The following is a 26,690-nucleotide window of genomic DNA, read 5'->3' as shown; positions in this document are numbered from 1 at the left end:
TACTTATAGTGACAAGTCCTGCAGACGGTCCGACAGTTCTGTCGTCATGGCCTGCTCAGCGTCGATGTCTTCCTTAACTTGTAGATGCCAGGTCGCTTCATCCCACAGTTCAAACTTATTGAACTGCCCGACCAGCATGACTTCTTTGGTCAGCCCGGCGTGCTGGCGTAAGACAGGTGCCAACAGTAACCGCCCGGCACTATCCATCTGACATTCACTGGCATGCCCCAGTAACAGACGCTGAGCACGGCGCTCTGCGGGGTTCATGCTCGACAAACGGGCTAGCTTTTGTTCAATAATTTCCCACTCGGGAAGGGTGTAGAGCAGCAGGCAGGGGTGATGGATGTCAATGGTGCAAACCATCTGACCTTCTGAGGTTTCGATCAGCTTTTCCCGATAACGGGTAGGTACGGCAAGCCGCCCCTTGCTGTCGAGATTGACTAATGTTGCCCCACGGAACATGCCAGCCTCACCCTAAGTTGATCCTCTCCACCACTTTACCCCACAAATTCCCACCTAAAGGAGTTTACGGAGCGGAGGAAAACCTTGTCAAGCAAGCCTCGCCGCTGCGGGAAATAAATTTCCTCACCTAAGCGATTGAAAATGGCTGGCGTGAAAAGCGCTGGATCAGCGAGGCAAAAATTAACGTTATGAATATTTGAAAGAAAAGAGACGAATAAACACGTTGTTCGTTAAATCTACTGAAAACTCGATAACAAAAACACCAGGTGCTCAGTTTGCGACGCAGCCGGCATTTTAAGGCATTTCCCTAAAGGTTAACAGCACCAGATACGGGCGGAGCGCAGTCCGGGAGCGGCTTTCAGACATGAGCAGGAATTATTGTTTATTTATCCGACACTTTTTACCCATTGCTATGTAACAAAATAATACATGGGGTGTATTCATTACTTTTTGGCTTTACTTTCTTTACATAAATGCCGACTAAATTAATCGCCTGAAATAATAAGGAAAATTACAGAAGAAAAGTCTCAATTAAAAAAGGCAGTCTGAACTGCCTCAAATTAATGGCCTCAATGACGGCTTAGACTGCCGCGACGATACAAATTACGACGAATGCGCGTCAGCCCGGTCTTGGGCTTGCGCGGCTCGTCCAGGCTGGCAAGCACCAGCTCAAGCACGCGTTCCGCAACGTCGCGATGACGCTGGGCGACAGCCAGCACCGGGCATTGCAGGAAATCCAGCAGTTCGTGATCGCCAAAGGTGGCAATAGCAAGCTCAGAGGGCAGGCGGCCTTCACGGCGTAGCGTCACGTCCATTACCCCCTGCAGCAGGGCAAACGAAGTGGTGAACAGCGCCTGCGGCATCGGATGCATCTCCAGCCATTTTTCAAACAGCTGGGCTGCCGCTTCACGCTCGTAGCTGTTGGCGTACAGGAAATGAACTTCGCGGGGATCATCCTTCCACGCCGTACGGAAGCCTTGCTCGCGTAGATAGCTTACGGAAAGCTCAGGCAGCGCCCCAAGATAGAGAACGGTATCGGCCGGAAATTTGCGTAGCTCTTCGGCCAGCATCTCCGCATCGTCCTGGTCTGCGCCTACCACGCTCGTGAAGTGTTCACGATCCAGCGCACGGTCCAGCGCGATGATAGGGAAAGGATCGTTAGCCCAGCGCTGGTAGAAAGGATGCTCCGGGGGCAACGAAGTTGAAACGATGATGGCATCGACCTGGCGCTGCAGAAGATGTTCGATGCAGCGCATCTCGTTATCAGGCTGGTCTTCCGAACAGGCTATCAGCAACTGGTAGCCGCGCTGACGCGCCTGCCGCTCCAGATAATTGGCGATTCGGGTATAACTGGTGTTTTCCAGGTCCGGGATGACGAGACCTATTGAGCGCGTGCGCCCTGCCCGCAAACCCGCCGCCACCGCATTAGGGTGGTAGTTATGTTCGCGTACAACCGCCATGACTTTCTCAACGGTCTTGTCACTGACGCGATACTGCTTTGCTTTACCGTTGATGACGTAGCTCGCCGTGGTGCGCGATACTCCAGCCAGGCGCGCGATTTCATCCAATTTCACAGAAGCCCCTTAATCAGTAAGTTATCCATAACCATACCCTGGTCATGGTTACAACGTTGACATCTAAGCGCAGAATATTAACTCCAGCAACTGCTTTTACGGGCAGTTGTTGAATGGATTCCAAAAAAAAGCCCGGTAGTGGATACCGGGCGTGTGAACCAGATCACATTTATGCCTAGCGCATGATCCTGTCGCCGCGGGAAACGCCCACGATGCCGGAACGCGCTACCTCAACAATTTTCGCTACTTCACGAATTGTATTGAGGAATGCATCGAGCTTGTCGCTGGTGCCCGCCAGCTGAACCGTATAAAGCGTTGGCGTCACGTCGATGATCTGCCCGCGGAAGATTTCCGCGCTGCGTTTCACCTCTTCGCGACCGTAGCCGCTGGCCTGGACCTTAACGAGCATGATCTCACGTTCGACGTGGGCCCCCTGCCCCAGCTCGCTGACGCGCAACACGTCCACCAGCTTATGCAGCTGCTTCTCGATTTGCTCCAGCACTTTTTCATCGCCGACGGTCTGGATCGTCATGCGCGACAAGGTTGGGTCGTCGGTTGGCGCGACCGTAAGGCTTTCAATATTATAGCCACGCTGGGAGAACAGGCCGATCACGCGCGACAGCGCCCCGGATTCGTTTTCCAGTAAGACAGACAGTATCCGGCGCATATCAGGTTCTCTCCGTTTTGCTTAGCCACATTTCATCCATTCCACCGCCGCGGATCTGCATCGGGTAAACGTGCTCGGTGCCGTCCACCATTACGTCGACGAATACCAGACGCTGGTTTTTAACTGCCTCAAGCGCTTCTACCAGCTTGCTTTCCAGCTCTTCAGGCTGGGTGATGCTGATCCCAACATGCCCGTAGGCTTCGGCAATGCGCACGAAATCAGGCAGGGATTCCATATAGGACTGCGAGTGGCGACCTGAATAGATCATGTCCTGCCACTGTTTGACCATTCCCAGGAAGCGGTTATTGAGATTCAGCACCAGCACCGGCAACCCGTACTGTAGCGCGGTGGACAATTCCTGAATGTTCATCTGGATGCTGCCATCTCCGGTGACACAGACAACCGTTTCATCCGGCAGGGCCATCTTCACGCCCAGTGCCGCCGGCAGGCCGAAGCCCATAGTGCCGAGGCCGCCGGAGTTGATCCAACGACGCGGTTCGTCAAAGGTGTAATAGAGGGCGGCGAACATCTGATGCTGGCCAACGTCCGAGGTGACATACGCCTCGCCGTTAGTCAGCTTATAGATCGTTTCGATGACGGCCTGCGGCTTGATTTTTCCGCTTTCACGGTCGAACTCAAGGCACTGCCTTGCGCGCCAGTTTTCAATGCTCTGCCACCAGTCGCGAATATCATCGCAAGATTGCACTGTCTCCTCCTGGGATAGCAGCTCAAGCATCTGCTGCAGCACCTGACGGGCATCCCCAACGATAGGGATATCCGCGCCAACCGTCTTAGAAATAGAGGTCGGATCGATATCGATGTGCAGCACGGTGGCATTCGGACAGTATTTTGCCAGGTTGTTGGTGGTCCGGTCGTCAAAGCGCACGCCAACGCCGAAGATAACATCGGAGTTGTGCATCACCATATTGGCTTCATAAGTGCCGTGCATTCCCAGCATGCCCAGCGCCTGGCGATGCGTTCCCGGAAACGCCCCCAGCCCCATAAGAGATGAAACAACGGGAATGTTAAGCTGTTCAGCCAGCTCGCGCAGCTCGGCATGGCTAGCAGAGGTAATGGCACCGCCGCCCACATACATCACGGGCTTTTTCGCCGTCAGCAAGGTTTGCAGCGCGCGTTTGATCTGCCCTTTATGGCCCTGAGTCGTTGGGTTATAGGAACGCATACTGACCGTATCTGGATAGCTATACGGGAATTTGTTCGCCGGGCTCATGATATCTTTTGGCAGGTCTACCACCACCGGCCCCGGACGTCCACTTGCCGCCAGCCAGAACGCTTTTTTGATTACGGCAGGAATATCTTCAGCCTGCTTAACCAGGAAACTGTGTTTGACCACCGGTCGGGAAATCCCCACCATGTCGCACTCCTGGAACGCGTCGTAGCCAATCAGGGAAGTCGCTACCTGTCCGGAGAGGATGACCAGGGGAATGGAGTCCATATAGGCAGTGGCAATACCGGTAATGGCATTTGTCGCTCCGGGACCGGAAGTCACCAGCACTACCCCGACCTCTCCCGTTGCACGGGCCAGACCATCGGCCATATGTACCGCCGCCTGTTCATGGCGCACCAGCACATGCTCAATACCACCAATGGTGTGGAGCGCGTCATAGATATCGAGTACCGCGCCTCCGGGATAGCCGAATACATGTTTCACGCCCTGATCGATAAGCGATCGGACGACCATCTCGGCTCCTGACAACATCTCCATGGTTTGCCTCCAGGCTTACGTTTTGACCGCCAGCGGAATGCTTTTTCGCCCGGTCGTTGAAGCAGGTTCTCTGCGCCTGCCTGACTTTTGATTCTGCGAATGCCACCTAACATAACCGTTGAAAATCAGGCACGCAATCTCCTCGCAAAGGCCCGCCAACGGCCAGTTTTTACTTATTTGCTACAAAATATCGCGCAGGCAGCGTTTAGCGCTAAGCACAAGGAAAGATGATGAGTGATTATGTTTCAAAAAGACAAAATGACAGGAGATATCACATTCTTATAACTGGGATCGTCATCCACCGTCAGGGGAAAAAAACGGCACAGCATAAAATACCAGTTTTAAGCCCATAAAAAGAAAAACCGGCGAGTTGCCCTAACCGGTTTTGCTGATTTTTAACTTAAGGCTTATTTCACACAGATGGAGGTCAGTAATTCAGCCATCCACTGATGAGCTTTATCCCTGCCCGCAGCTTCATGCCATGAGAGATAACAGGTTCGCGTATTTTCTTCGAGCGGTAGCGAGAATAAGCTGAGGCGCAGGCTCCTGGAGAATTCCTCTGCTAACCATCGCGGCGCAATGGCCACCAGCTGCGTCTGGGAAACAACATTTAGCACGCTGGTCATAGCCATACCCTGATAAGAAATACAGGCCTGGGTTTGCGAATTCTGATACCAGGGTGCGCTGAACGAAGCAAAACGATCCAATGCCACCACGGCATGCTGTTCGTTATAAATATCTGCCGCAGTCAGTGGGACTGTCAGCCGTGGGTGTTTTTTGCTCGCCACCAGAACCATCTCATCTTTGAATAACGGCACGCAGGTAAATTCCGGGCGGCGGAACGCGTTGTAGCTGATGACAAACTCAGTTTCCTGGTAGCGCAGCTGATGTTCTATATCTTTATTTAAGCATGACTTAAATAATAGCTGAATATGGGGAGCGTGTTTGCGGATGTTATTAAAGATTACCGACGTCAATAAATTATCCAGCGGGCTACTGACGCAGAGATGAAAAATTCTTTCGCTAGCGACCGGTTCAAACTCCGAGCCTGGGAGTTCATTTTGTACCAGTTGCAGTGCCTGACGGATCGTACAAAACAGCTGAAATGCCCGGGCAGTGGGCTGAATGCCTCGGCCATAGCGTACAAAGAGTTCATCATTAAACATGATTTTTAAGCGAGCTACAGCGTTGCTGACCGCGGGTTGAGACATCCCTAATAGCTGGGCCGCCTTGGTGATATTTTGCACCTGCATGACCGCGTCAAATACGGTTAATAAATTTAAATCAACCGTGCGTAACTGCGGTTTAGAGCTGTCAGCCACCGGTGGCAGATCCATGTTATTACCTGACATAAATACTCCATTTGATAGGGCGATTCCCTCTTATATAGACAAGACTGTAGGTCATTCCATTTGTCATTTTCGGAAAACATGCTGACAGAAAATCCTAAAAGGCCGCCCACAATCAATTAACTTCAGCAAGTCTAATTAATCGAGAAGCCCTGCCCCAGAAATAATAAGCACAACAAATACCTCACTTTCACCGGAGCAACTTGTGAATTCATCAGCCTATCTTACGAATCTTGAGAATCACAGCATAAAAGCGCATAACGCACAATAATGGATATAGTGAATAGTATATTTAGCAACAATTAAACATCAATGAGAAGGATAGGGTATTCTAAAGCCAAAAAACATAATAGTTTTATAAAAGAAGATCAAATCATATGAACTACTTATTAATTGCAGTAAATCAAACGGATAGCTTGTAGAAAATTCATTGGATTTAATGAAATTTCATATCGTTAAATGTTATTGTGCTGCAGTTTGGCTGATTCAGCTCACATCTACTGCTTTAGTATATTTTATGGTGTTGCCTTTTTATAGCACAATTCGCTTAAATTCATACTCCCGCTGACGCGTGCAAATTCTTCATGTTGCTTCTGAAAGGTTGACAGTGCAAAGCAGATCAAGTACCAATAAATACAACACAAAAAACATTTGAGGCCTGAAACATGAATCGCTCCCTCCGCCTACTAGTTCTACTACTAAACGCATCTAACTTGCGCGGTAGACTGGTGGGCGACATCAAGCGTTGATTCAAGCCTTCAGACTGAAAAAACCCGCGCCGCTGCGCGGGTTTTTTTATGCTCGCAGTAACGGCCCACAGGACAATAAAAAGGACCCTAACATGAGCCAACAAGTCATTATTTTCGATACAACTTTGCGTGATGGTGAGCAAGCGTTACAGGCAAGCCTGAGTGTTAAAGAGAAGCTGCAAATTGCCATGGCCCTTGAGCGTATGGGTGTGGATGTGATGGAAGTGGGCTTTCCGGTCTCCTCCCCTGGCGATTTCGAATCCGTACAGACCATTGCCCGCAATATCAAAAACAGCCGCGTCTGCGGTCTGGCCCGCTGCGTTGAGAAAGACATTGATGTGGCAGCAGAATCCCTGAAGGTCGCCGAAGCCTTCCGTATTCATACTTTTATTGCCACCTCGCCAATGCACATCGCCACCAAGCTGCGCAGCACGCTGGACGAAGTGATTGAGCGATCGATCTACATGATAAAGCGCGCCCGTAATTACACCGACGACGTTGAGTTCTCCTGTGAAGACGCGGGCCGTACCCCCATCGCCGATTTAGCTCGCGTAGTCGAAGCCGCCATTAAAGCAGGCGCCACCACCATTAACATTCCGGACACCGTCGGCTACACCATGCCGTTTGAGTTCGCCAACATCATCAGCGGCCTGTACGAGCGTGTGCCGAACATTGATAAAGCGATCATTTCCGTACATACCCACGATGACCTGGGTCTGGCCGTAGGCAACGCCATGGCAGCCGTCCATGCGGGTGCGCGTCAGGTTGAAGGCGCGATGAACGGCATCGGTGAACGTGCGGGCAACTGCTCGCTGGAAGAAGTGATCATGGCGATCAAGGTGCGCAAGGACATCATGAACCTGCACACCAACATTAATCACCATGAAATCTGGCGCACCAGCCAGATGGTCAGCCAGATCTGCAATATGCCGGTTCCGGCAAACAAAGCAATTGTCGGCACCGGCGCATTTGCCCACTCCTCCGGCATTCACCAGGACGGCGTGCTGAAAAATCGCGAAAACTACGAAATCATGACCCCGGAATCCATCGGCCTTAATCAGGTGCAGCTGAACCTGACCTCCCGCTCTGGCCGCGCGGCGGTTAAACACCGCATGGACGAGATGGGCTACAAAGAAACCGACTACAACATGGACTCCCTGTACGACGCCTTCCTGAAGCTGGCCGACAAAAAGGGCCAGGTCTTCGATTACGATCTGGAAGCGCTGGCGTTCATCGGCAAACAGCAGGAAGAGCCAGAGCATTTCAGCCTGGAATATTTCAACGTGCAGTCCGGCTCGAGCGTCATCTCCACAGCGTCGGTGCAGCTGAACTGTGGCGAAGAGAAGCACTCCGAAGCCGCAACCGGCAACGGCCCGGTAGATGCCGTCTATCAGGCTATTAACCGCATCACAAATTACGACGTTGAGCTGGTGAAATACCAACTGTCGGCAAAAGGCCAGGGCAAAAACGCGCTGGGCCAGGTGGATATCGTGGTGACACATAAAAGCCGCCGCTTCCACGGCGTAGGTCTGGCGACGGATATCGTTGAATCCTCAGCGAAAGCAATGATCAACGTGCTGAACAACATCTGGCGCGCAGGTGAAGTTGAAAAAGAGTTGCAGCGCAAAGCCAATAATAAAGAAACTCAGGAAACCGTGTGACATGTCAAAATCTCATCATATAGCAGTCTTGCCGGGCGACGGTATTGGCCCGGAAGTTATGGCGCAGGCACTGAAGGTGCTGGAAGCCGTTCGAACGCGCTTTGATATGCGCATTACCACCAGCTCTTATGACGTTGGTGGAATCGCCATCGATCGTCATGGTAACCCGTTGCCACCGGTCACCGTTGAAGGCTGTGAGCAGGCTGATGCCATCCTGTTTGGCTCCGTTGGCGGGCCAAAGTGGGAACATTTGCCTCCGGCCCAGCAGCCAGAGCGCGGGGCGCTTTTACCGCTGCGTAAACACTTCAAACTGTTCAGTAACCTGCGTCCAGCCCGCCTGTATCAGGGCCTGGAAGAGTTTTGCCCGCTGCGTGCCGATATTGCCGCTAACGGCTTCGATATTCTGTGCGTCCGTGAGTTAACTGGCGGGATCTACTTCGGTCAACCAAAGGGTCGTGAAGGCTCAGGTATGCATGAAAAGGCGTTTGATACCGAGGTTTATCACCGTTTCGAAATCGAGCGTATTGCCCGCATCGCCTTTGAGTCCGCCCGCAAACGCCGCAATAAAGTGACCTCAATTGATAAAGCGAACGTGCTGCAAACCTCCGTTCTGTGGCGCGAAATCGTCAACGAAATCGCCAAAGAATATCCGGACGTAGAGCTGTCGCACATGTATATCGACAACGCTACCATGCAGCTGATTAAAGATCCGTCTCAGTTCGACGTGCTGCTGTGCTCCAACCTTTTCGGCGACATCCTGTCGGACGAATGCGCGATGATCACCGGCTCAATGGGCATGCTGCCTTCCGCCAGTCTGAACGAACAAGGCTTCGGCCTTTATGAACCTGCGGGCGGCTCTGCGCCAGACATCGCAGGGAAAAATATCGCCAACCCTATTGCGCAGATCCTCTCTCTGGCTCTGTTACTGCGCTATAGCCTGGACGCTGAAGAAGCAGCCCGGGCCATCGAAAACGCCGTTAACCTCGCTCTGGAAGAAGGCTTCCGTACCGGCGACTTAGCGTGCGATGGCAAAGTAATCAGCACAGACGAAATGGGCGATACCATTGCCCGCTTCGTAGCACAGGGGAAATAATCATGGCGAAGACGTTATATCAAAAGTTGTACGACGCGCACGTCGTGTATGAAGCGGTCGATGAGACGCCGCTGCTGTACATCGACCGTCATCTTGTTCACGAAGTTACTTCGCCACAGGCGTTCGACGGCCTGCGCGCCCACAAACGCCCGGTGCGTCAGCCGGGTAAAACCTTCGCGACCATGGACCACAACGTTTCCACACAGACCAAAGACATTAATGCCTCCGGCGAAATGGCCCGCATTCAGATGCAGGAATTAATGAAGAACTGCAAAGAGTTTGGCGTGGAGCTGTACGACCTGAACCACCCCTATCAGGGTATCGTCCACGTGATGGGGCCAGAGCAGGGTATTACTCTGCCGGGCATGACCATCGTCTGCGGCGATTCCCACACCGCCACCCACGGCGCTTTTGGCGCGCTGGCGTTTGGTATCGGCACTTCAGAAGTTGAGCACGTGCTGGCAACGCAAACCCTGAAGCAGGGCCGCGCCAAAACCATGAAGATTGAAGTGACTGGCAAAGCAGCGCCGGGCATCACTGCAAAAGATATCGTGCTGGCAATTATCGGCAAAACCGGCAGCGCGGGCGGCACCGGCCACGTGGTTGAATTCTGCGGCAGCGCCATTCAGGCTTTGTCGATGGAAGGTCGCATGACGCTGTGCAACATGGCAATCGAGATGGGCGCCAAAGCAGGTATTGTTGCACCGGATGAAACCACCTTTAACTATGTGAAAGGCCGTCTGCATGCACCGAAAGCGGCAGACTGGGACGATGCCGTCGCCTGGTGGAAAACCTTCACCACTGACGAAGGCGCTAAGTTTGATTCCGTCGTCACCCTGGACGCCGCCGATATCGCTCCGCAGGTCACGTGGGGAACCAATCCGGGCCAGGTCATTTCCGTCAACGAAAACATCCCTAATCCAGACTCCTTCACCGATCCGGTTGAGCGTGCATCCGCGGAGAAAGCGCTGGCCTATATGGGCCTGAAGCCGGGTATCCCGCTGACCGAAGTGGCTATCGATAAAGTCTTTATCGGCTCCTGTACCAACTCGCGTATCGAAGATTTGCGAGCCGCTGCAGAAATCGCTAAAGGACGCAAGGTTGCACCAGGCGTGCAGGCACTTGTCGTCCCTGGCTCCGGCCCGGTGAAGGCGCAGGCGGAAGAAGAAGGTCTGGATAAGATCTTTATCGAAGCCGGTTTCGAATGGCGTCTGCCGGGCTGTTCCATGTGCCTGGCAATGAACAACGACCGCCTGGAGCCGGGCGAACGCTGCGCCTCCACAAGCAACCGTAACTTTGAAGGCCGTCAGGGCCGCGGCGGGCGTACCCATCTTGTCAGCCCGGCGATGGCCGCTGCCGCTGCCGTATCCGGCCACTTTGCCGACATCCGCACGCTGAAATAAGGGAAAACACCATGGCAGAAAAATTTATCCAACACACCGGCCTGGTCGTTCCGCTGGATGCCGCAAACGTTGATACCGACGCAATTATTCCGAAGCAGTTTTTGCAGAAGGTCACCCGCACCGGCTTTGGCGCGCACCTGTTTAACGACTGGCGTTTCCTGGACGACGCAGGCCAGCAGCCAAACCCGGAATTCGTGCTGAACTTCCCGGAATTTAAAGGGGCTTCTGTCCTGCTGGCGCGTGAAAACTTTGGCTGCGGCTCTTCCCGTGAGCACGCGCCGTGGGCGCTGACCGACTACGGTTTTAAAGTCGTTATCGCACCAAGCTTCGCAGATATCTTCTACGGTAACTCGTTCAACAACCAGCTGCTGCCAGTAACGCTGAGCGAAGAAGAAGTGGATGAGATGTTCAGGCTGGTGGCGGCAAATCCGGGCATTAAATTTGTTGTCGACCTGGAAGCGCAAACCGTGACGGCAGGCGAAAACACGTATGCCTTCAAGATTGATACTTTCCGCCGCCACTGCATGTTAGAAGGGCTGGACAGCATCGGCCTGACGCTGCAGCACGAGGGCGCGATTTCAACCTACGAGCAGAAACAGCCTGCGTTTATGCGCTGATTCTTTCCCCTCACCCTCTCCCCAAAGGGGAGAGGGTGAAAAGTTTAAATATTCTTCACCCGGCTGGTCAGCCCCAGCGCCACCACCGACAGCCCCGCAATCAGCCAGTACACCGAATAATGTCCGTAGCTCTCCGTCAAAGCGCCCTGTAGCACCCCTGCCAGAATGACCCCGGTTGAGATACTGTTAGTAAATAATGTCGTCGCAGACCCTGGCCGCCCGGGCATCAGGTCCTGGAACCACAACATACCGATCCCCGCCACGATGCCGATAAACACCGCGTTGAAAAGCTGTAAAAGAATAAGAGCCGTGCGGCTGTGGAACAAAATCAGCCCCACGTAAAACAGCACGCCAGCCGCCACGGCAATGACCATCATCCGCCGCTTACCAAACCGTTTTACGTAGTAACCGGCGAGGATCATCGCCGGGATCTCCAGCCCCGCCGCCGTGCCCATCAGCAGCCCTGCCAGCGATTCGGGCAGGCCCAGATCGCTGCTCACCCAAAGCGGCATGTCGATGATATACATGGTGTTGCAGGTCCACATCAGCATCGAGGCGATAAACAGCAGGCGGACGTTTTTATCCTTCCAGCCGCTGACCTCGGTCAACGCCACATCCGCAGGCTGTTCGATGCGCGCCACGCTCGGCAACGCAAAAAAGATAATCGCCAGCGAGATAACGAAGATCCCCGCCGCGATAAGGAACATAGTGGTGAAACCGTAGTTCAGCGCCAGCATAAAAGAGAGCGGCGGGCCGATAACCCAGGCCAGCGAGAGCTGGGCGCGCATCACCGAGCTGAACATCACCACTTCACGCGCCGAGCTGTCGGCGTATTCTCGCGCCAGGGCGAAAATTTGCGGCATGGCGGTATTGGCAATCGAGGCGAACATCACGCCGAGGGTAATTAGCGTCAGATAATGGCGGTTAAAGGCGAAAAGCACGCAGTTGGCGACCGCCATTACGCAGCACACCATAATCAGTTTTCGCCTGTCGCCCCGGCTGTCGGAACGCTTAGCCAGCAGCAGGCTGACAAGAATCCCGGCGATGGCGTTAACGGTGTAAAACAGCCCTACCCAGAATGGGCGAACCTCTACTTCCCGCGATAAAAACAGGCTGAGCGTTGGCGCCTGGAGCGCTCCCGCAATCCCCATCATAAAAGCGACAACCATAAATGCAGCATAGATTGGGTTAAGACGTCGTCCCTGGGTAAGAAACCAAATCATTGAGGATCCTTGAGAAATGCGTGCGTTAAGTGGCGAAATTATATACTAAAAAAGCCAGCAGTTAACCTGCTGGCTGGTGAAAAGCACCAATACTCAGTCACACGATATTAGCGAGGAAGCGGGATATCGGTCGTCGGGGCTGTAACCTCCCACTGCATTAAGTCTTCAAGCATCCTCAGACGTTGCCCTGCTGTCAGGCGAGCCAGCCATCCAGAACCAACGCGCTGCGTTGCGGCAAAGTAACTTCGGTAAAACTCCACAGCTGATAACCGTTTCATATCCCCCTCCTCGCTTTCATCGTTGATGATTATTGACGTAATATAGGGAAAGTTAAATTGATGACTTTTTGCGTGGAGTTCCCCTTTTATGTCCTCTGCTCGTCTGCAACAACAGTTCATCCGCCTGTGGCAGTGCTGCGACGGTAAGCCGCAAGAGACAACGCTTAACGATCTTGCCGATATGCTCAGCTGTTCACGTCGCCATATGCGTACCTTGCTGAGCGCGATGCAGGACAAAGGCTGGCTGAGCTGGAAGGCCGAGGCCGGGCGTGGAAAGCGTTCTCAGCTGGAATTTTTGTATACCGGGCTGGCGCTGCAGCAGCAGCGGGCGGAGGATCTTCTAGAGCAGGATCGCATCGATCAGCTGGTGCAGATCGTCGGCGATAAAGCCGCTGTTCGCCAGATGCTGATCTCCCACCTCGGGCGCAGCTTCCGCCAGGGCCGGCACATTCTGCGCGTGCTCTACTACCGCCCGCTGTTAAACCTGCTGCCCGGCTCGGCGCTGCGCCGTTCGGAAACGCACATTGCCCGGCAAATCTTCAGCGGCCTGACGCGCATAAATGAGGAAAATGGGGAACTGGAGGCGGATATCGCCCACCACTGGCAGCAGATCTCTCCTTTACAGTGGCGTTTTTATCTTCGTCCCGGCATCCATTTTCACCACGGCCGCGAGCTGGATATGCTGGATGTGATGGCGTCACTCCAGCGCATCAACAGCCTTCCCCTTTTTGCGCACATCAGCGAAATCACTTCACCAACCGCATGGACGCTGGATATTCACCTCTCCCAGCCAGACCGCTGGCTTCCCTGGCTGCTGGGCAGCGTCAACGCCATGATCCTCCCCCGCGAATGGGCAACGCTGCCGAAATTTGCCAGCCAGCCCGTCGGTACCGGCCCCTATGCCGTGGTGCGCAACAATAATAACCAGCTGAAAATCCACGCTTACGACGACTATTTCGGCTTCCGTGCCCTGATTGATGAAGTGAACTTCTGGGTGCTGCCGGAAATAGGTGAAGACGTCAGCTGCGCCGTGCAGCTCCAGGGCATGCCGGACAGCGAGAAAGCCATCGAAAGCAGGCTGGAGGAGGGATGCTACTATCTGCTATTCGACAGCCGCTCATCGCGCTGTAGCCACGAGGGCGTGCGCTCATGGCTGAGCCACGTGCTGGCACCTATTCACCTGCTGTATGGTGCCGGGGAACAAAACCAGCAGTACTGGTTCCCGGCGTACGGCCTGCTGCCCCGCTGGCACCACATCCGCCCGCAGCCAATGCTTGATAAGCCCGCAGGCCTTGAAACCATTACGCTGACCTGGTACCGCGCCCACGTTGAGCACCGCATTATCAGCAATATCATGTGCAAACTGCTTGCGGCGCACGGCGTGCATCTTGAGGTGAAGGAGGTAGATTACGAAGAGTGGCACGCGGGGGACGTGGAGAGCGATATCTGGCTCAACAGCGCCAACTTCACCCTGCCGCTGGAGTTTTCGCTCTACTCGCACCTGTATGAAGTTCCGCTGATTCAGAAATGCATCAGCATCGACTGGGAAGCCGACACCCGTAAGTGGCACAGTGGCGAACTGGCGCTGCCGGAGTGGTGTCAGCAACGCGTTGAGAACAATGATATTTTACCGCTGATTCACCACTGGCTACGCATAGAGGGTCAGCGCAGCATGCGCGGCGTGAAGATGAACACCCTTGGCTGGTTCGATTTTAAATCCGCCTGGTTTGCGCCGCCGGAGCCTTAACGCTTCCGAAACATTCAGGAAATACGTACAATCGCTGCTGCTCAACGGGGTGCTGGAAGAAAAGTTCTGGCTGAGATAATACCCGTCGAACCTGATCCGGATAACGCCGGCGAAGGGATTTGAGAGGTTACGCTCAAAGTCCTTTGCCACCCCTACTTCAAGAGGTGCAAAGTGTTCAAAAAGTTACTCCCGCTGCTCATGCTCATCGCCGCCCCCGTTTTGGCGAAACCGCTGCTCACCGTCTATACCTACGATTCTTTCTCCGCCGACTGGGGGCCAGGGCCTGCCGTTAAAAAGGCCTTTGAGGCCGAGTGTAACTGCGAGCTGAAATTCGTCGCGCTGGAAGATGGCGTTTCGCTGTTAAACCGTCTGCGCATGGAAGGTAAAAACAGCAGGGCCGACGTGGTGCTGGGCCTGGATAACAACCTGATTGCCGCCGCCACGCAGACCAAACTTTTTGCCCCGAGCAACATTGATACCAGCGCGCTGAAAGTGCCTGGCGGCTGGCAGGACAAAACCTTCGTCCCGTTCGACTATGGCTACTTCGCTTTCGTCTATGACAAAAACAAGCTGAAAAACCCGCCGAAAAGCCTGAAAGAGCTAGTGGAGAGCGACCAGAACTGGAAGGTGATTTACGAGGATCCGCGCACCAGCACGCCGGGCCTGGGCCTGCTGCTGTGGATGCAAAAAGTGTACGGCGATAAAGCGCCGGAGGCCTGGGCGAAGCTTGCGAAGAAAACGGTGACCGTCACTAAAGGCTGGTCTGAAGCCTACGGCCTGTTCCTGAAGGGCGAAGGCGACCTGGTCCTCAGCTATACCACCTCTCCTGCTTATCACATCATTGAAGAGAAGAAAGATAACTATGCCGCCGCGAACTTCAGCGAAGGCCACTATCTCCAGGTTGAAGTCGCGGCCCGCCTGGCCTCAAGCAAGCAGCCGGAGCTGGCAGCGAAGTTCATGAAGTTTATCACCCAGCCAGGTTTTCAGAACGCTATCCCCACCGGCAACTGGATGTACCCCGTTACGGACGTGAAGTTACCGGAAGGCTTTAGCGGCCTGAATAAACCGCAAACTCCGCTGGAGTTCACACCACAACAAGTGTCCGACCTGCGGGCAAGCTGGATAGCCGCATGGCTTCGCGCCACCAGCCGCTAATTCCCGGCTGGCTGTTTCCGGGCCTCATCGCTGCCACGCTTGTGGTGGCGGTCGCCCTGACGGCCTTTCTGGCGCTGTGGTTCAACGCGCCGCAGACGGATTTCCGCGCGCTAACCCAGGACAGCTATCTGTGGCACGTCCTGCGCTTCTCATTCTGGCAGGCATTTCTCTCAGCCCTGCTGTCGGTGGTCCCGGCGATTTTCCTCGCCCGGGCGCTTTATCGACGCCGCTTCCCTGGCCGTCTCGCGCTGTTACGCTTATGCGCCATGACGCTGGTCCTGCCGGTGCTGGTTGCGGTGTTTGGCATTCTGACCGTTTATGGGCGAGAGGGCTGGCTGGCCTCGCTTTGTGCCTGGCTCGGCGTTGACTGGTCATTTTCGCCGTATGGCCTGCAGGGCATTCTGCTCGCCCACGTCTTCTTTAATATGCCTATGGCAACCCGGCTGCTACTTCAGGCGCTGGAAAACATTCCCGGCGAACAGCGCCAGCTCGCGGCCCAGCTGGGCATGCAGGGCTGGAATTTCTTCCGCCTGGTCGAATGGCCGTGGCTGCGCCGCCAGCTCCTGCCCGCCGGAGCGCTCATCTTTATGCTCTGCTTCGCAAGCTTCGCCACGGTGCTTTCCCTTGGCGGCGGGCCACGGGCAACCACCATCGAGCTCGCTATTTTCCAGGCGCTCAGCTTTGATTATGACCCCGCCCGCGCCGCCCTTCTTGCGCTGATCCAGATGCTTTGCTGCCTCGGCCTCGTTGTGATGAGCCAGCGGCTGAGCAAAGCGATCCCGGTTGGCGTAAGCCAGGTGCAGGGCTGGCGGGATCCACAGGATAACCTGCGCCGCAGGCTGTGCGACGGGGCGCTTATCGGCCTTGCCCTCCTGCTGCTGCTGCCGCCGCTGCTGGCTGTAATCATTGACGGCATCAATACCGGCTTCGCTTCGGTGCTCTCGCAGTCTGCCCTCTGGCAGGCGCTTTTTACCTCTCTGCGCATTGCCGTTGCCGCAGGTGTTCTCTGCGTGGTTATCACGATGATGCTGCTATGGAGTTCGCGGGAGCTGCGGCTACTTAGTCGAGCTTTCGCCGGACAGGCGCTGGAGCTAAGCGGCATGCTAATCCTCGCCATGCCGGGCATCGTGCTGGCGACGGGCTTTTTCCTGCTACTCAACAGCACCGTCGGGCTACCGCAGTCCGCCGACGGCATCGTGATTTTCACCAACGCGCTAATGGCCATCCCCTACGCGTTAAAAGTGCTGGAGAACCCGATGCTGGACGTAGCCGACCGCTACGGAAAACTCTGCCAGTCGCTGGATATCACGGGCCTCAACCGCCTGCGCCTTATCGATCTGCGGGCGTTAAAAATCCCGCTGACTCAGGCACTTGCCTTTTCCTGTGTGCTATCCATCGGCGATTTTGGCGTGGTGGCGCTGTTTGGCAACGAAGATTTCCGCACGCTGCCATTCTATCTCTATCAACAAATTGGCTCTTACCGCAGCCAGGACGGCGCCGTGACCGCGCTCATCCTGCTGATGCTGTGTTTTATTCTGTTCACCCTGATTGAAAAACTTCCGGGACGCCATGCTGACGCTGACTGATGTAACCTGGCTTTATCACCACCTGCCGATGCGCTTTTCCCTAAACGTGGACGCGGGCGAACGCGTTGCGGTGCTCGGGCCAAGCGGCGCGGGCAAAAGCACCTTGCTGAGTTTAATCGCTGGGTTTCTGGAGCCTGCCAGCGGGGAGATCCTTTTAGACGCTCAGGAACATACGCGAACCGCCCCCGCCCAGCGCCCGGTTTCGATGCTGTTTCAGGAGAACAATCTGTTCAACCACCTGAGCGTGCGGGACAACATTGGTCTGGGTATGCATCCGGGATTAAAGCTCGGCCAGCAGCAGCGTCAGCGGCTGCAATCTATTGCAGAGCAGATGGGGATCGGGGAGTTGCTCGACCGCCTGCCGACCCAGCTTTCCGGCGGCCAGCGTCAGCGCGTAGCCCTTGCCCGCTGCCTGGTTCGCCAGCGACCCATCCTGCTGCTGGACGAACCTTTTTCGGCCCTTGACCCGGCGCTGCGCCAGGAAATGCTTCAGCTGCTGGATGATGTCTGCGCGCAGCAGCGGCTCACGCTGCTGATGGTTTCCCACAACATTGAGGACGCGGTGCGCATTGCAAAACGGAGTCTTGTCGTGGTGGAGGGCCGCATCGCCTGGGATGGCGACACGGCAATACTTTTAAGCGGCGAAGCGAGCGCTTCAGCCCTGCTCGGCATCAGGAAGGATCAGGCCTGACCCGAAAGGACTTTCCAGACAATCTTCAGATAGATGGGCATCAGCGGATGCATCGAAAGGGCAGCCAGGCTGGCAATACCTGCGATCGCGGTGAGCGGCGCAAGCCAGTGCAGCCGCCCACGCGGTAAGAATCGCGTTAAGCGATCGCTACCCGACTTGCCGCTGCGCCACCAGCGCCAGCACAGCCAGCCCGCCACCCACAGCAGCAGCGCCACGCCGAGCAGCAGCCATTTGAAGCTGCTGCTTTGCATATCCGCAGGAATATCGATAGCCGCCCCGGCCAGAATGCCCGGCATAAAGTAGAGCGGCGGCCAGAAGATACAGCCGATGATATTGGGCAGTATGAACTTGGAAACCGGCAGATCCAACATGCCCGCCACCATCGGCACCAGCGGGCGGGTCGGGCCGATAAAGCGGCCAATCAGAATGGTGACCATGCTGTGCTGGTGCAGCGCATGCTCGGTTTTATCGAGCAGCGCCTTGTTCTTCTTCATAAAGGACCAGCGATGCAGCGGCCCTTTAAAGCGCCCGCCCAGCCAGAACGAAATCCAGTCGCCCAGCAGGCAGCCAACGATCCCCGCCGCCCAGGCGTGATAAAAATCGACCTGACCGCTGCCGATCAGCGCGCCAAGCCCGGCCATCATCACCGTGCCCGGCAAAATCAGGCCAACCAGAGCCAGCGACTCGAGAAATGCCACCAGCATCACGGCAATAAGCGAATATGCCGCAGACTGGGTTATAAGGTGTTGCAGAAAAGCTTCCATAAAGCATCCGTCGAGAAATCACCAGGCGATTCTCCTGAGTGGCTCATACATCGTCAAGCCATCAATTGTATGAATAGATAATAGCGGCTATCGGACTGATGACCAACCTGACAAGACGGAGAGGCCAACATATCCCATCAAAGATATCATCAGGAAAATCATCGATTTTCGGCTTCTAATTACAAAGAAGGAAAAACTACGCTTCTTGCTTCTTTGTCAGCCATTCCGGCTATTCGCATCCGGCGCGGAATTCGCTCGGGCTCGCCCCGGTACACTTCTTGAAAACGCGGGAAAAGTAGAGCTGATCCTCAAAGCCGACGTTGCGCCCGACGCTGGCAATCGGCATGCGGGTGGTGCTAAGCAGCAGCTTCGCCTGGCTGATTCGCTGATCTTCACGCCAGCTCAGCACGCTGACGCCAAGCTGCTGGCGGAACAGATGCGATAAACGGGAGGGGGAAAGGCAGACATGCTGCGCGACGCCAGCTATATCAAAATGGCTGTCCGCAAGATGGTCGCTGATAAACTGGCAGGCATCCCGCACGCGGTTATCCAGCGGCGGCAGAAGGGAGGCGTTAAGCGCCTCCATGCGGCGCAATAACAGCTGTTCAAGCAGGTTAATCGCCAGCAGTTCGGCATAGCGTCCCTCCGCCTGGCCCGCGTCGATAATCTGCTGAAACAGCTGCGAAAACCCTTCCTGATGCGTATCAAGCGGGCGATAAAACCCCGTGTTGGCGAACAGCGACTCCCAGTTCAGCCACTCCTGCCAGTAGGCGCGGGGGCGGAAGTAAACCCACTGGTGATACCACTCTTTGCTTTCCGGCGAACGGCCATAGTGATGCACCTCCCCCGGCGGAAACAGCAGCAGGTCGCCGGGGCGGCAGATGTAATTCTTGCCCTGGTTGTTAATCACCCCTTCGCCGCGCACGGTGAGATTAAGAATATATCCCTTCATGCCCAGCGGCCGGTCGATGAAAAAATCCAGCGGGCCGTCGGCCTCAATCGGCGTTAAGCCAGCCACCAGATGGGCGTTAAAAGAGTAGCCGGGTAACAGGGGATCGTTTTGCAGTTCTGGCATCGTTGCGCTCACTCTTATGTTGATTTACAGAAACCATTTGTCCATATGACCTTTTTCTGCCCCGCTGCCTTCGCATTGGCTTTCACGAACAGGCTGATTTGTATCATAAAGCCGCAAACAATAAGCACCTACGCTTTTCATCGGCGAGAAGCTGCTTTTTTGAAGCCGACCAAAGTGTCTATAACCGCGACAGAAAAGTCCACATCGATTATTTGCACGGCGTCACACTTCACGCTCTCACAGCAGATTCCTCCATAACTACAGCGAATACGACCTGACTCTTTTGCGCTGAGAAATCTAATGTTCACTGCAAGAGTTTTATTTTATGGAGTGAGAAAAATGTCGATTGCGCTGGGCCTCGATTTTGGCAGCGATTCCGTTCGCGCTTTAGCAGTAGATTGTGAAAACGGCGCTGAGCTTGCCACGAGCGTAGAGTGGTATCCCCGCTGGCAGGAGGGCCGCTTCTGCGATGCCCCCAACAACCGCTTCCGCCACCATCCGCTGGACTACATTGAATCCATGGAGCAGGCGATAAAATCCGTGCTGGCTGAGCTGAGTGCGGAGCAACGCGCCGCCATCTGCGGTATTGGCGTTGACAGCACCGGCTCAACGCCCGCGCCAATCGACGCCAGCGGCAACGTGCTGGCGCTCAATCCTGAATTTGCCGACAACCCGAACGCCATGTTCGTGCTGTGGAAAGATCACACCTCGTTGGAAGAAGCCGAAGCCATCACCCGCCTTTGCCATCAGCCGGGCAAGTCCGACTACTCGCGCTACATCGGCGGCATTTATTCCAGCGAGTGGTTCTGGGCGAAGATCCTCCACGTCACGCGTGAAGATCCAAAAGTCGCTAAAGCTGCCGTGTCCTGGATCGAACTCTGTGACTGGGTTCCCGCGCTGCTTTCCGGCACCACTCGCCCGCAGGATATCCGTCGCGGGCGCTGTAGCGCAGGCCACAAATCCCTGTGGCATGAAGGCTGGGGCGGCCTTCCTCCGGCAAGCTTCTTTGATGAGCTGGATCCCATCATCAATCAGAATCTCGCCTATCCGATGTTTACCGAAACGTGGACCGCCGACATCCCGGTCGGCAATCTTTCCGCAGAATGGGCCGAACGGCTGGGCCTGCCGCAAAGCGTGGTGATTTCCGGCGGCGCGTTTGACTGCCATATGGGCGCAGTTGGCGCAGGCGCCCAGCCGAATACGCTGGTGAAAGTTATCGGTACCTCCACCTGCGACATTCTCATTGCCGATAAGCCAACCGTTGGCGACCGCGCAGTTAAAGGCATCTGTGGCCAGGTCGACGGCAGCGTCATCCCGGATTTTATTGGCCTTGAGGCCGGACAGTCCGCCTTCGGTGATATCTATGCCTGGTTTGGTCGCGTACTCGGCTGGCCGCTTGAGCAGCTGGCGCTGCAGCACCCGGAGCTGCGCGATCAAATCAACGCCAGCAAAAAACAGCTGCTGCCCGCGCTGACCGAAGCCTGGGCAAAAAATCCGTCCCTGGAGCATCTGCCCGTCATCCTCGACTGGTTTAACGGCCGCCGTACGCCGAATGCCAACCAGCGCCTGAAGGGCGTCATCACAGATTTGAATCTGGCAACCGATGCGCCAGCGCTGTTCGGCGGGCTGATTGCCGCCACGGCCTTCGGCGCCCGCGCCATTATGGAATGCTTCACCGAACAGGGTATCCCGGTGAGCAACGTCATGGCGCTGGGCGGCATCGCCCGCAAGTCACCGGTGATCATGCAGGTGTGCTGCGACGTGCTGAACCGTCCGCTGCAAATCGTTGCTTCCGATCAGTGCTGTGCGCTGGGGGCGGCTATCTTCGCCGCCGTAGCCGCAGGTAAGCACGCGGATATCGCCCAGGCACAGATGGCGATGGCCAGCCCGGTCGAAAGTACCCTGCAACCCATTCCGCTACGCGCTGAACGCTTTGAACAGCTCTACCGCCGCTACCAGCAGTGGGCCACCAGCGCCGAACAACATTATCTTCCTTCAGCGCCTGCGGCAGCTTCTGCCGCAAAGCAGGCCGCGACGACTCTTTAAGGACATAACGATGAATATTTTTGAACAGTATGAAGTGTGGTTTGTGATTGGTAGCCAGCATCTGTACGGCCCCGAAACGCTGCGTCAGGTGACGCACAATGCCGAACACGTCGTCAACGCGCTGAATAAAGAAGCTAAGCTGCCGTGCAAGCTGGTGCTGAAACCATTGGGCACTACGCCTGACGAAATCACCGCTATTTGCCGGGATGCGAGCTACGACGATAAATGCGCGGGTATGGTCGTATGGCTGCACACCTTCTCACCGGCCAAAATGTGGATTAACGGCCTGAGCATCCTGACTAAGCCGCTGCTTCAGTTCCACACCCAGTTCAATGCGCAAATCCCGTGGGGCAGCATTGATATGGACTTTATGAACCTGAACCAGACCGCGCACGGCGGCCGCGAGTTCGGCTTTATCGGCGCGCGTATGCGCCAGCAGCATACCGTGGTAACCGGCCACTGGCAGGATCCGCAGGCGCATAAACGTATTGGCGCGTGGATGCGCCAGGCCGTTTCCAAACAGGATACTCGCCAGCTGAAAGTCGTTCGCTTCGGTGACAACATGCGCGAAGTGGCGGTCACCGACGGGGATAAAGTTGCGGCGCAGATGAAGTTCGGCTTCGCCGTGAATACCTACGCGGTGGGCGATCTGGTTTCCGTCGTGAATGCCATCAGCGAAGGCGAGATTAACGCGCTGGTTGATGAATACGAAAGTAGCTATCGCCTGACCGCTGCCGCGCAGATTAACGGTGAAAAGCGCCAGAACGTGCTGGACGCCGCGCGCATCGAGCTGGGCATGAAAAAATTCCTGGTAGACGGCGGTTTCCACGCCTTTACCACGACCTTTGAAGACCTGCATGGTCTGAAGCAATTGCCAGGCCTTGCGGTACAACGTCTGATGCAGCAGGGCTACGGCTTTGCGGGCGAAGGCGACTGGAAAACCGCCGCCCTGCTTCGCATCATGAAGGTGATGTCAACCGGTCTTGCCGGCGGCACCTCCTTTATGGAGGATTACACCTACAACTTCGAAAATGGCAACGACATGGTGCTCGGCTCGCACATGCTCGAGGTCTGCCCGTCCATTTCTACCCCGGAAAAACCGCTGCTGGACGTCCAGTACCTGGGCATTGGCGGTAAAGCCGACCCGGCCCGCCTGATCTTCAATACCAGAACCGGCCCGGCGGTGAACGCCAGCCTGATCGATCTTGGCGATCGCTTCCGCCTGCTGGTGAACTGCGTCGATGCGGTTGAAACACCGCACCAGCTGCCAAAACTGCCGGTGGCGAACGCGCTGTGGAAAGCCCAGCCGGATCTGCCGACCGCTTCCGAAGCTTGGATCCTGGCAGGCGGCGCGCACCATACCGTCTTCAGTCAGTCCCTGACGCTTGACGATATGCGCACCTTCGCAGAGCTGCACGGCATCGAAATCGCCGTTATTGATAACGAAACCCGCCTGCCAGCGTTCAAAGACTCCCTGCGCTGGAACGAGGTTTATTACAGCTTTAAAAGATAACTCTTACCTGACGTGTTTGTAGGGCGGGTAAGCAGTGCGTCATCCGCCGAAACGGTGAAAGCGTTGGATGACGCTTGCGCTTATCCCCCTACAACGTCCAAGGACCTGCTATGTTAGAAGAATTAAAGCGCCAGGTGCTGGAAGCCAATCTGGCCCTGCCGCGGCACAACCTGGTGACCCTGACCTGGGGCAACGTCAGCGCCGTCGACCGCGAGCGCGGCGTGCTGATTATCAAACCTTCGGGCGTTGATTACGGCGTGATGACTGCGGAAGATATGGTAGTAGTGAGCCTGGAAACCGGTGAAGTGGTGGAAGGAACGAAGAAACCTTCTTCCGATACGCCAACCCATCGTCTACTCTACCTGCAGTTCCCGCAGATTGGCGGCATTGTTCACACCCACTCGCGCCACGCCACAATCTGGGCGCAGGCCGGGCAGTCCATCCCCGCCACCGGCACCACGCATGCGGACTACTTCTACGGCACCATTCCCTGCACCCGCAAAATGACCGATGAAGAGATCAACGGTGATTACGAGTGGCAGACCGGCGAAGTGATTGTCAAAACCTTCGCCGAGCGCGGCATCGACGCGCTTCAGATGCCGGGCGTGCTGGTGCATTCCCACGGCCCGTTTGCCTGGGGTAAAGATGCTGTCGATGCGGTGCATAATGCGATCGTGCTCGAAGAAGTCGCCTATATGGGGATCTTCTGCCGCCAGCTCACGCCGGATCTGCCCGATATGCAGCAGGCGCTGCTGGACAAACACTACCTGCGCAAACACGGCGCGAAGGCCTATTACGGTCAGTAACACTGTACATAAAAGCAGTAATTATCGGCGAAGTGGTCTATAATCAGGCCACTTTTTCCGTAATGAGAATGCAGCGTGCCGCAAGTTCGTCAGGGTTTTTTACTAACGCGTCACTGGCGGGACGCCCCGCGTGGAACAGAGGTGGAATTCTGGCTGGCAACGGATAATGGCCCGGTTAAGGTCTGCCTGCCGCACCAGGAGTCCGTCGCTTTTATCCCGCAATCGCAGCAAAGCGAAGCGGCACGAATTCTTGCAGCCGAAAGCAACTATCGGCTTATCCCTCTTTCTCTCAAAGACTTTCACCAGCAGCCCGTCTGCGGCCTTTACTGCCGCCAGCACCGCCAGCTTATGCGCCTGGAAAAGATCCTGCGCGACGGTGGCGTAAAGGTATATGAAGGCGATATTCGTCCCCCGGAGCGCTTCCTGATGGAGCGTTTTATTACCGCACCCGTCTGGTTTAGCGGCGTGGAGCGCAACGGCGAAATTACCGAAGCAAAGCTAAAGCCCGCGCCTGATTATCGTCCGCCGCTGAAATGGGTGTCTCTGGACATCGAAACTAACCGCCACGGCGAGCTGTACTGCATCGGCCTGGAAGGCTGCGGGCAGCGTATTGTCTACATGCTCGGCCCGGAAAACGGCGACGCCAGCGGACTGGACTTCACGCTCGAATACGTCCCCAGCCGCCCCCAGCTAATCGAAAAGCTCAACGCCTGGTTTGAGGAGCACGACCCAGACGTGCTCATCGGCTGGAACGTGGTGCAGTTCGACCTGCGCATGCTGCAAAAGCTGGCGGAACGCTACCAGATTCCGCTGCGGCTTGGCCGCGGGAAGGCGGTGCTGGAGTGGCGCGAGCACGGCTTCAAGCAGGGCGTTTTTTTCGCCCAGGCTGCCGGAAGGGCGATCGTTGATGGGATCGAAGCGCTGAAGTCTGCCTTCTGGAACTTCTCGTCGTTCTCGCTGGAGGCCGTTTCGCAGGAGCTGCTTGGCGAGGGAAAATCGATCGACAACCCATGGGATCGCATGGATGAAATCAACCGCCGCTTCGCCGAAGACAAGCCTGCGCTGGCTAAATACAACCTGAAGGACTGCGAGCTGGTCACGCGGATCTGTCACAAAACGGAGCTGATGCCGTTCCTGCTGGAGCGCGCCACCGTCAACGGCCTGCCGCTGGACAAGCACGGCGGCTCCGTTGCTGCCTTCGGCCACCTTTATATTCCGCGCATGCACCGTGCGGGCTACGTGGCGCCTAATCTGGGCGAGGTACCGCCCCAGGCAAGCCCCGGCGGCTACGTGATGGATTCGCGTCCCGGCCTGTACGACTCCGTGCTGGTGCTGGATTATAAAAGCCTGTATCCGTCGATTATCCGCACTTTTCTCATCGATCCGGTCGGGCTGGTTGAGGGCATGGCACACCCCGAGCCGGAAAGCTCTGTCGAAGGATTTCTTGGCGCGCACTTCTCACGCACAAAGCACTGCCTGCCGGAAATTGTCGGCCAGATCTGGCTCGGACGAGATGAAGCAAAGCGCCACGGCAACAAGCCGCTCTCCCAGGCGCTGAAGATTATCATGAACGCCTTCTATGGCGTGCTCGGCACCAGCGCCTGCCGCTTTTTCGATCCCCGGCTTGCCTCGTCGATCACCATGCGCGGGCATCAGATCATGCTGCAAACCCGGCAGCTCATTGAAGGGCAGGGTTTTGATGTGATCTACGGCGATACGGACTCCACCTTTGTATGGCTTAAAAAACCTCATTCAGAGGAGGAGGCAGCGCGCATCGGTAAGCAGCTGGTGGAGCATGTAAATAGCTGGTGGACGCAGCATCTGCAAGAGACGCAGCAGCTCAGCAGCGCGCTGGAAATCGAGTTTGAAACGCACTTCTGCCGCTTCCTGATGCCGACCATACGCGGCACCGTTGAGGGCAGCAAAAAGCGCTACGCGGGGATGATCCAGGAGGGCGATAAGCAGCGCATGGTGTTCAAAGGGCTGGAGACGGTGCGCACGGACTGGACGCCGCTGGCCCAGCAGTTTCAGCAGACGCTGTATCTGCGCATCTTCCGCAACGAGCCGTACCAGGAGTATATCCGCGAAACCATTGCCAGCCTGATGGCCGGTGAGCTGGATAACCAGCTGGTCTATCGCAAAAGGCTGCGTCGTCCGCTGAGCGAATACCAGAAGAACGTGCCGCCCCACGTGCGGGCCGCGCGCCTTGCGGACGAGCACAATCAGCGCCTGGGTCGCCCTTCCCAGTACCAGAACCGCGGCACGATAAAATACGTGATGACGCTGAGCGGACCGGAACCCATTGATTATCAGCAGTCGCCGCTGGACTACGATCACTACCTCACCCGTCAGCTGCAGCCCGTGGCGGAGGGTATTTTACCTTTCCTCGAGGATGACTTCGCTACACTGATGACAGGGCAATTAGGGCTATTTTGACGGTGACGAACGCGCCTGCTTCCAGTACCATAGCACCCTCCTGAAACATCCTAAAAACCATTTTGTACT

The 26,690-nt window shown here is 55.8% G+C and carries 21 protein-coding genes and 1 riboswitch; of the genes, 12 read left to right on the top strand and 9 right to left on the bottom strand.

All coding sequences use genetic code 11. The features are described 5' to 3' along the window. Positions 1 to 3 precede the first annotated feature (3 nt). The 5 genes from mraZ to leuO form a co-directional block, all read right to left on the bottom strand. The gene (mraZ, locus tag ACA108_03525) at positions 4 to 462 is read right to left on the bottom strand and encodes a division/cell wall cluster transcriptional repressor MraZ (protein XEX96628.1); all 459 of its coding nucleotides are present in this window, start codon (positions 460 to 462) and stop codon (positions 4 to 6) included. A gap of 569 nt (positions 463 to 1,031) precedes the next feature. Beyond that, positions 1,032 to 2,036, bottom strand: a complete 1,005-nt coding sequence (gene cra, locus ACA108_03520; protein ID XEX96627.1) for a catabolite repressor/activator — start codon at positions 2,034 to 2,036, stop codon at positions 1,032 to 1,034. Between the two features lie 175 nt (positions 2,037 to 2,211). Further along, entirely contained in the window at positions 2,212 to 2,703 is a 492-nt protein-coding gene (ilvN, locus tag ACA108_03515; protein XEX96626.1) for an acetolactate synthase small subunit, read from the bottom strand. Between the two features lies 1 nt (position 2,704). Beyond that, positions 2,705 to 4,429, bottom strand: coding sequence for an acetolactate synthase 3 large subunit (gene ilvI, locus ACA108_03510; GenBank protein ID XEX96625.1), 1,725 nt, complete (start codon positions 4,427 to 4,429; stop codon positions 2,705 to 2,707). A gap of 407 nt (positions 4,430 to 4,836) precedes the next feature. Beyond that, positions 4,837 to 5,781, bottom strand: a complete 945-nt coding sequence (gene leuO / locus ACA108_03505) for a transcriptional regulator LeuO (GenBank protein XEX96624.1) — start codon at positions 5,779 to 5,781, stop codon at positions 4,837 to 4,839. A gap of 838 nt (positions 5,782 to 6,619) precedes the next feature. Here leuO and leuA point away from each other — a divergent pair. Genes leuA through leuD form a run of 4 tightly spaced genes read left to right on the top strand, consistent with a single transcriptional unit; the run spans position 6,620 to position 11,301 of the window. Then, positions 6,620 to 8,188 carry a 2-isopropylmalate synthase gene (gene leuA / locus ACA108_03500; protein ID XEX96623.1) on the top strand — a complete coding sequence of 523 codons (1,569 nt, stop codon included), beginning with the start codon at positions 6,620 to 6,622 and terminating at the stop codon, positions 8,186 to 8,188. A 1-nt stretch (position 8,189) separates the two neighbouring features. Then, a complete protein-coding gene (leuB, locus tag ACA108_03495; GenBank protein XEX96622.1) occupies positions 8,190 to 9,281 on the top strand; it encodes a 3-isopropylmalate dehydrogenase in 1,092 nt (363 codons plus the stop codon). Positions 9,282 to 9,283: 2 nt separating this feature from the next. Next, positions 9,284 to 10,684, top strand: a complete 1,401-nt coding sequence (gene leuC / locus ACA108_03490; protein XEX96621.1) for a 3-isopropylmalate dehydratase large subunit — start codon at positions 9,284 to 9,286, stop codon at positions 10,682 to 10,684. Between the two features lie 11 nt (positions 10,685 to 10,695). Beyond that, positions 10,696 to 11,301, top strand: coding sequence for a 3-isopropylmalate dehydratase small subunit (gene leuD / locus ACA108_03485; protein XEX96620.1), 606 nt, complete (start codon positions 10,696 to 10,698; stop codon positions 11,299 to 11,301). A gap of 44 nt (positions 11,302 to 11,345) precedes the next feature. On the opposite strand, the gene ACA108_03480 is transcribed toward leuD, so the two are convergent. Together ACA108_03480 and sgrT are read right to left on the bottom strand one after the other, a co-directional pair. Continuing rightward, positions 11,346 to 12,524, bottom strand: coding sequence for a sugar efflux transporter (locus tag ACA108_03480; GenBank protein XEX96619.1), 1,179 nt, complete (start codon positions 12,522 to 12,524; stop codon positions 11,346 to 11,348). A gap of 107 nt (positions 12,525 to 12,631) precedes the next feature. Then, positions 12,632 to 12,802: a glucose uptake inhibitor SgrT gene (gene sgrT, locus ACA108_03475; protein XEX96618.1), complete on the bottom strand. Its 171-nt coding sequence runs from the start codon at positions 12,800 to 12,802 to the stop codon at positions 12,632 to 12,634. Between the two features lie 88 nt (positions 12,803 to 12,890). On the opposite strand from sgrT, the gene sgrR reads away from it, so the two are divergent. The 4 genes from sgrR to thiQ all read left to right on the top strand — a co-directional run bounded on the left by sgrR (position 12,891) and on the right by thiQ (position 17,981). Continuing rightward, the gene (gene sgrR / locus ACA108_03470; GenBank protein ID XEX96617.1) at positions 12,891 to 14,549 is read left to right on the top strand and encodes an HTH-type transcriptional regulator SgrR; all 1,659 of its coding nucleotides are present in this window, start codon (positions 12,891 to 12,893) and stop codon (positions 14,547 to 14,549) included. A gap of 35 nt (positions 14,550 to 14,584) precedes the next feature. Then, a riboswitch (TPP riboswitch) is annotated at positions 14,585 to 14,685 on the top strand. A 35-nt stretch (positions 14,686 to 14,720) separates the two neighbouring features. Then, a complete protein-coding gene (gene thiB / locus ACA108_03465) occupies positions 14,721 to 15,704 on the top strand; it encodes a thiamine ABC transporter substrate binding subunit (GenBank protein XEX96616.1) in 984 nt (327 codons plus the stop codon). After that, the gene (thiP, locus tag ACA108_03460) at positions 15,680 to 17,290 is read left to right on the top strand and encodes a thiamine/thiamine pyrophosphate ABC transporter permease ThiP (GenBank protein ID XEX96615.1); all 1,611 of its coding nucleotides are present in this window, start codon (positions 15,680 to 15,682) and stop codon (positions 17,288 to 17,290) included. The genes thiB and thiP overlap by 25 nt, the downstream gene beginning before the upstream one ends. Then, positions 17,274 to 17,981, top strand: coding sequence for a thiamine ABC transporter ATP-binding protein ThiQ (gene thiQ, locus ACA108_03455; protein ID XEX96614.1), 708 nt, complete (start codon positions 17,274 to 17,276; stop codon positions 17,979 to 17,981). The genes thiP and thiQ overlap by 17 nt, the downstream gene beginning before the upstream one ends. Here thiQ and ACA108_03450 read toward each other — a convergent pair. Both ACA108_03450 and araC read right to left on the bottom strand, forming a co-directional pair. Then, entirely contained in the window at positions 17,972 to 18,745 is a 774-nt protein-coding gene (locus tag ACA108_03450; GenBank protein ID XEX96613.1) for a DedA family protein, read from the bottom strand. The genes thiQ and ACA108_03450 overlap by 10 nt on opposite strands. Positions 18,746 to 18,974: 229 nt before the next feature. Further along, positions 18,975 to 19,820 (bottom strand): arabinose operon transcriptional regulator AraC, encoded by an 846-nt coding sequence (gene araC / locus ACA108_03445; GenBank protein ID XEX96612.1) that lies wholly within the window; start codon positions 19,818 to 19,820, stop codon positions 18,975 to 18,977. A gap of 339 nt (positions 19,821 to 20,159) precedes the next feature. Here araC and araB point away from each other — a divergent pair, with 339 nt between their 5' ends. The 4 genes from araB (at position 20,160) to polB (ending at position 26,621) form a co-directional block, all read left to right on the top strand. Continuing rightward, complete coding sequence (gene araB, locus ACA108_03440; GenBank protein ID XEX96611.1) at positions 20,160 to 21,866, top strand: ribulokinase; 1,707 nt, start codon at positions 20,160 to 20,162, stop codon at positions 21,864 to 21,866. 10 nt (positions 21,867 to 21,876) lie between these two features. Beyond that, the gene (araA, locus tag ACA108_03435) at positions 21,877 to 23,379 is read left to right on the top strand and encodes an L-arabinose isomerase (GenBank protein XEX96610.1); all 1,503 of its coding nucleotides are present in this window, start codon (positions 21,877 to 21,879) and stop codon (positions 23,377 to 23,379) included. A gap of 110 nt (positions 23,380 to 23,489) precedes the next feature. Then, positions 23,490 to 24,185 (top strand): L-ribulose-5-phosphate 4-epimerase, encoded by a 696-nt coding sequence (gene araD / locus ACA108_03430; GenBank protein XEX96609.1) that lies wholly within the window; start codon positions 23,490 to 23,492, stop codon positions 24,183 to 24,185. A 75-nt stretch (positions 24,186 to 24,260) separates the two neighbouring features. Then, complete coding sequence (gene polB, locus ACA108_03425; GenBank protein XEX96608.1) at positions 24,261 to 26,621, top strand: DNA polymerase II; 2,361 nt, start codon at positions 24,261 to 24,263, stop codon at positions 26,619 to 26,621. Positions 26,622 to 26,690: the final 69 nt, after the last annotated feature.

The organism is Dryocola sp. LX212, assembly GCA_041504365.1.
In the GTDB taxonomy this organism is placed as follows: Bacteria; Pseudomonadota; Gammaproteobacteria; order Enterobacterales; family Enterobacteriaceae; genus Dryocola.
Note: the sequence above shows the minus strand (reverse complement) of the source record. Positions and strands in the feature narration are given on the sequence as shown.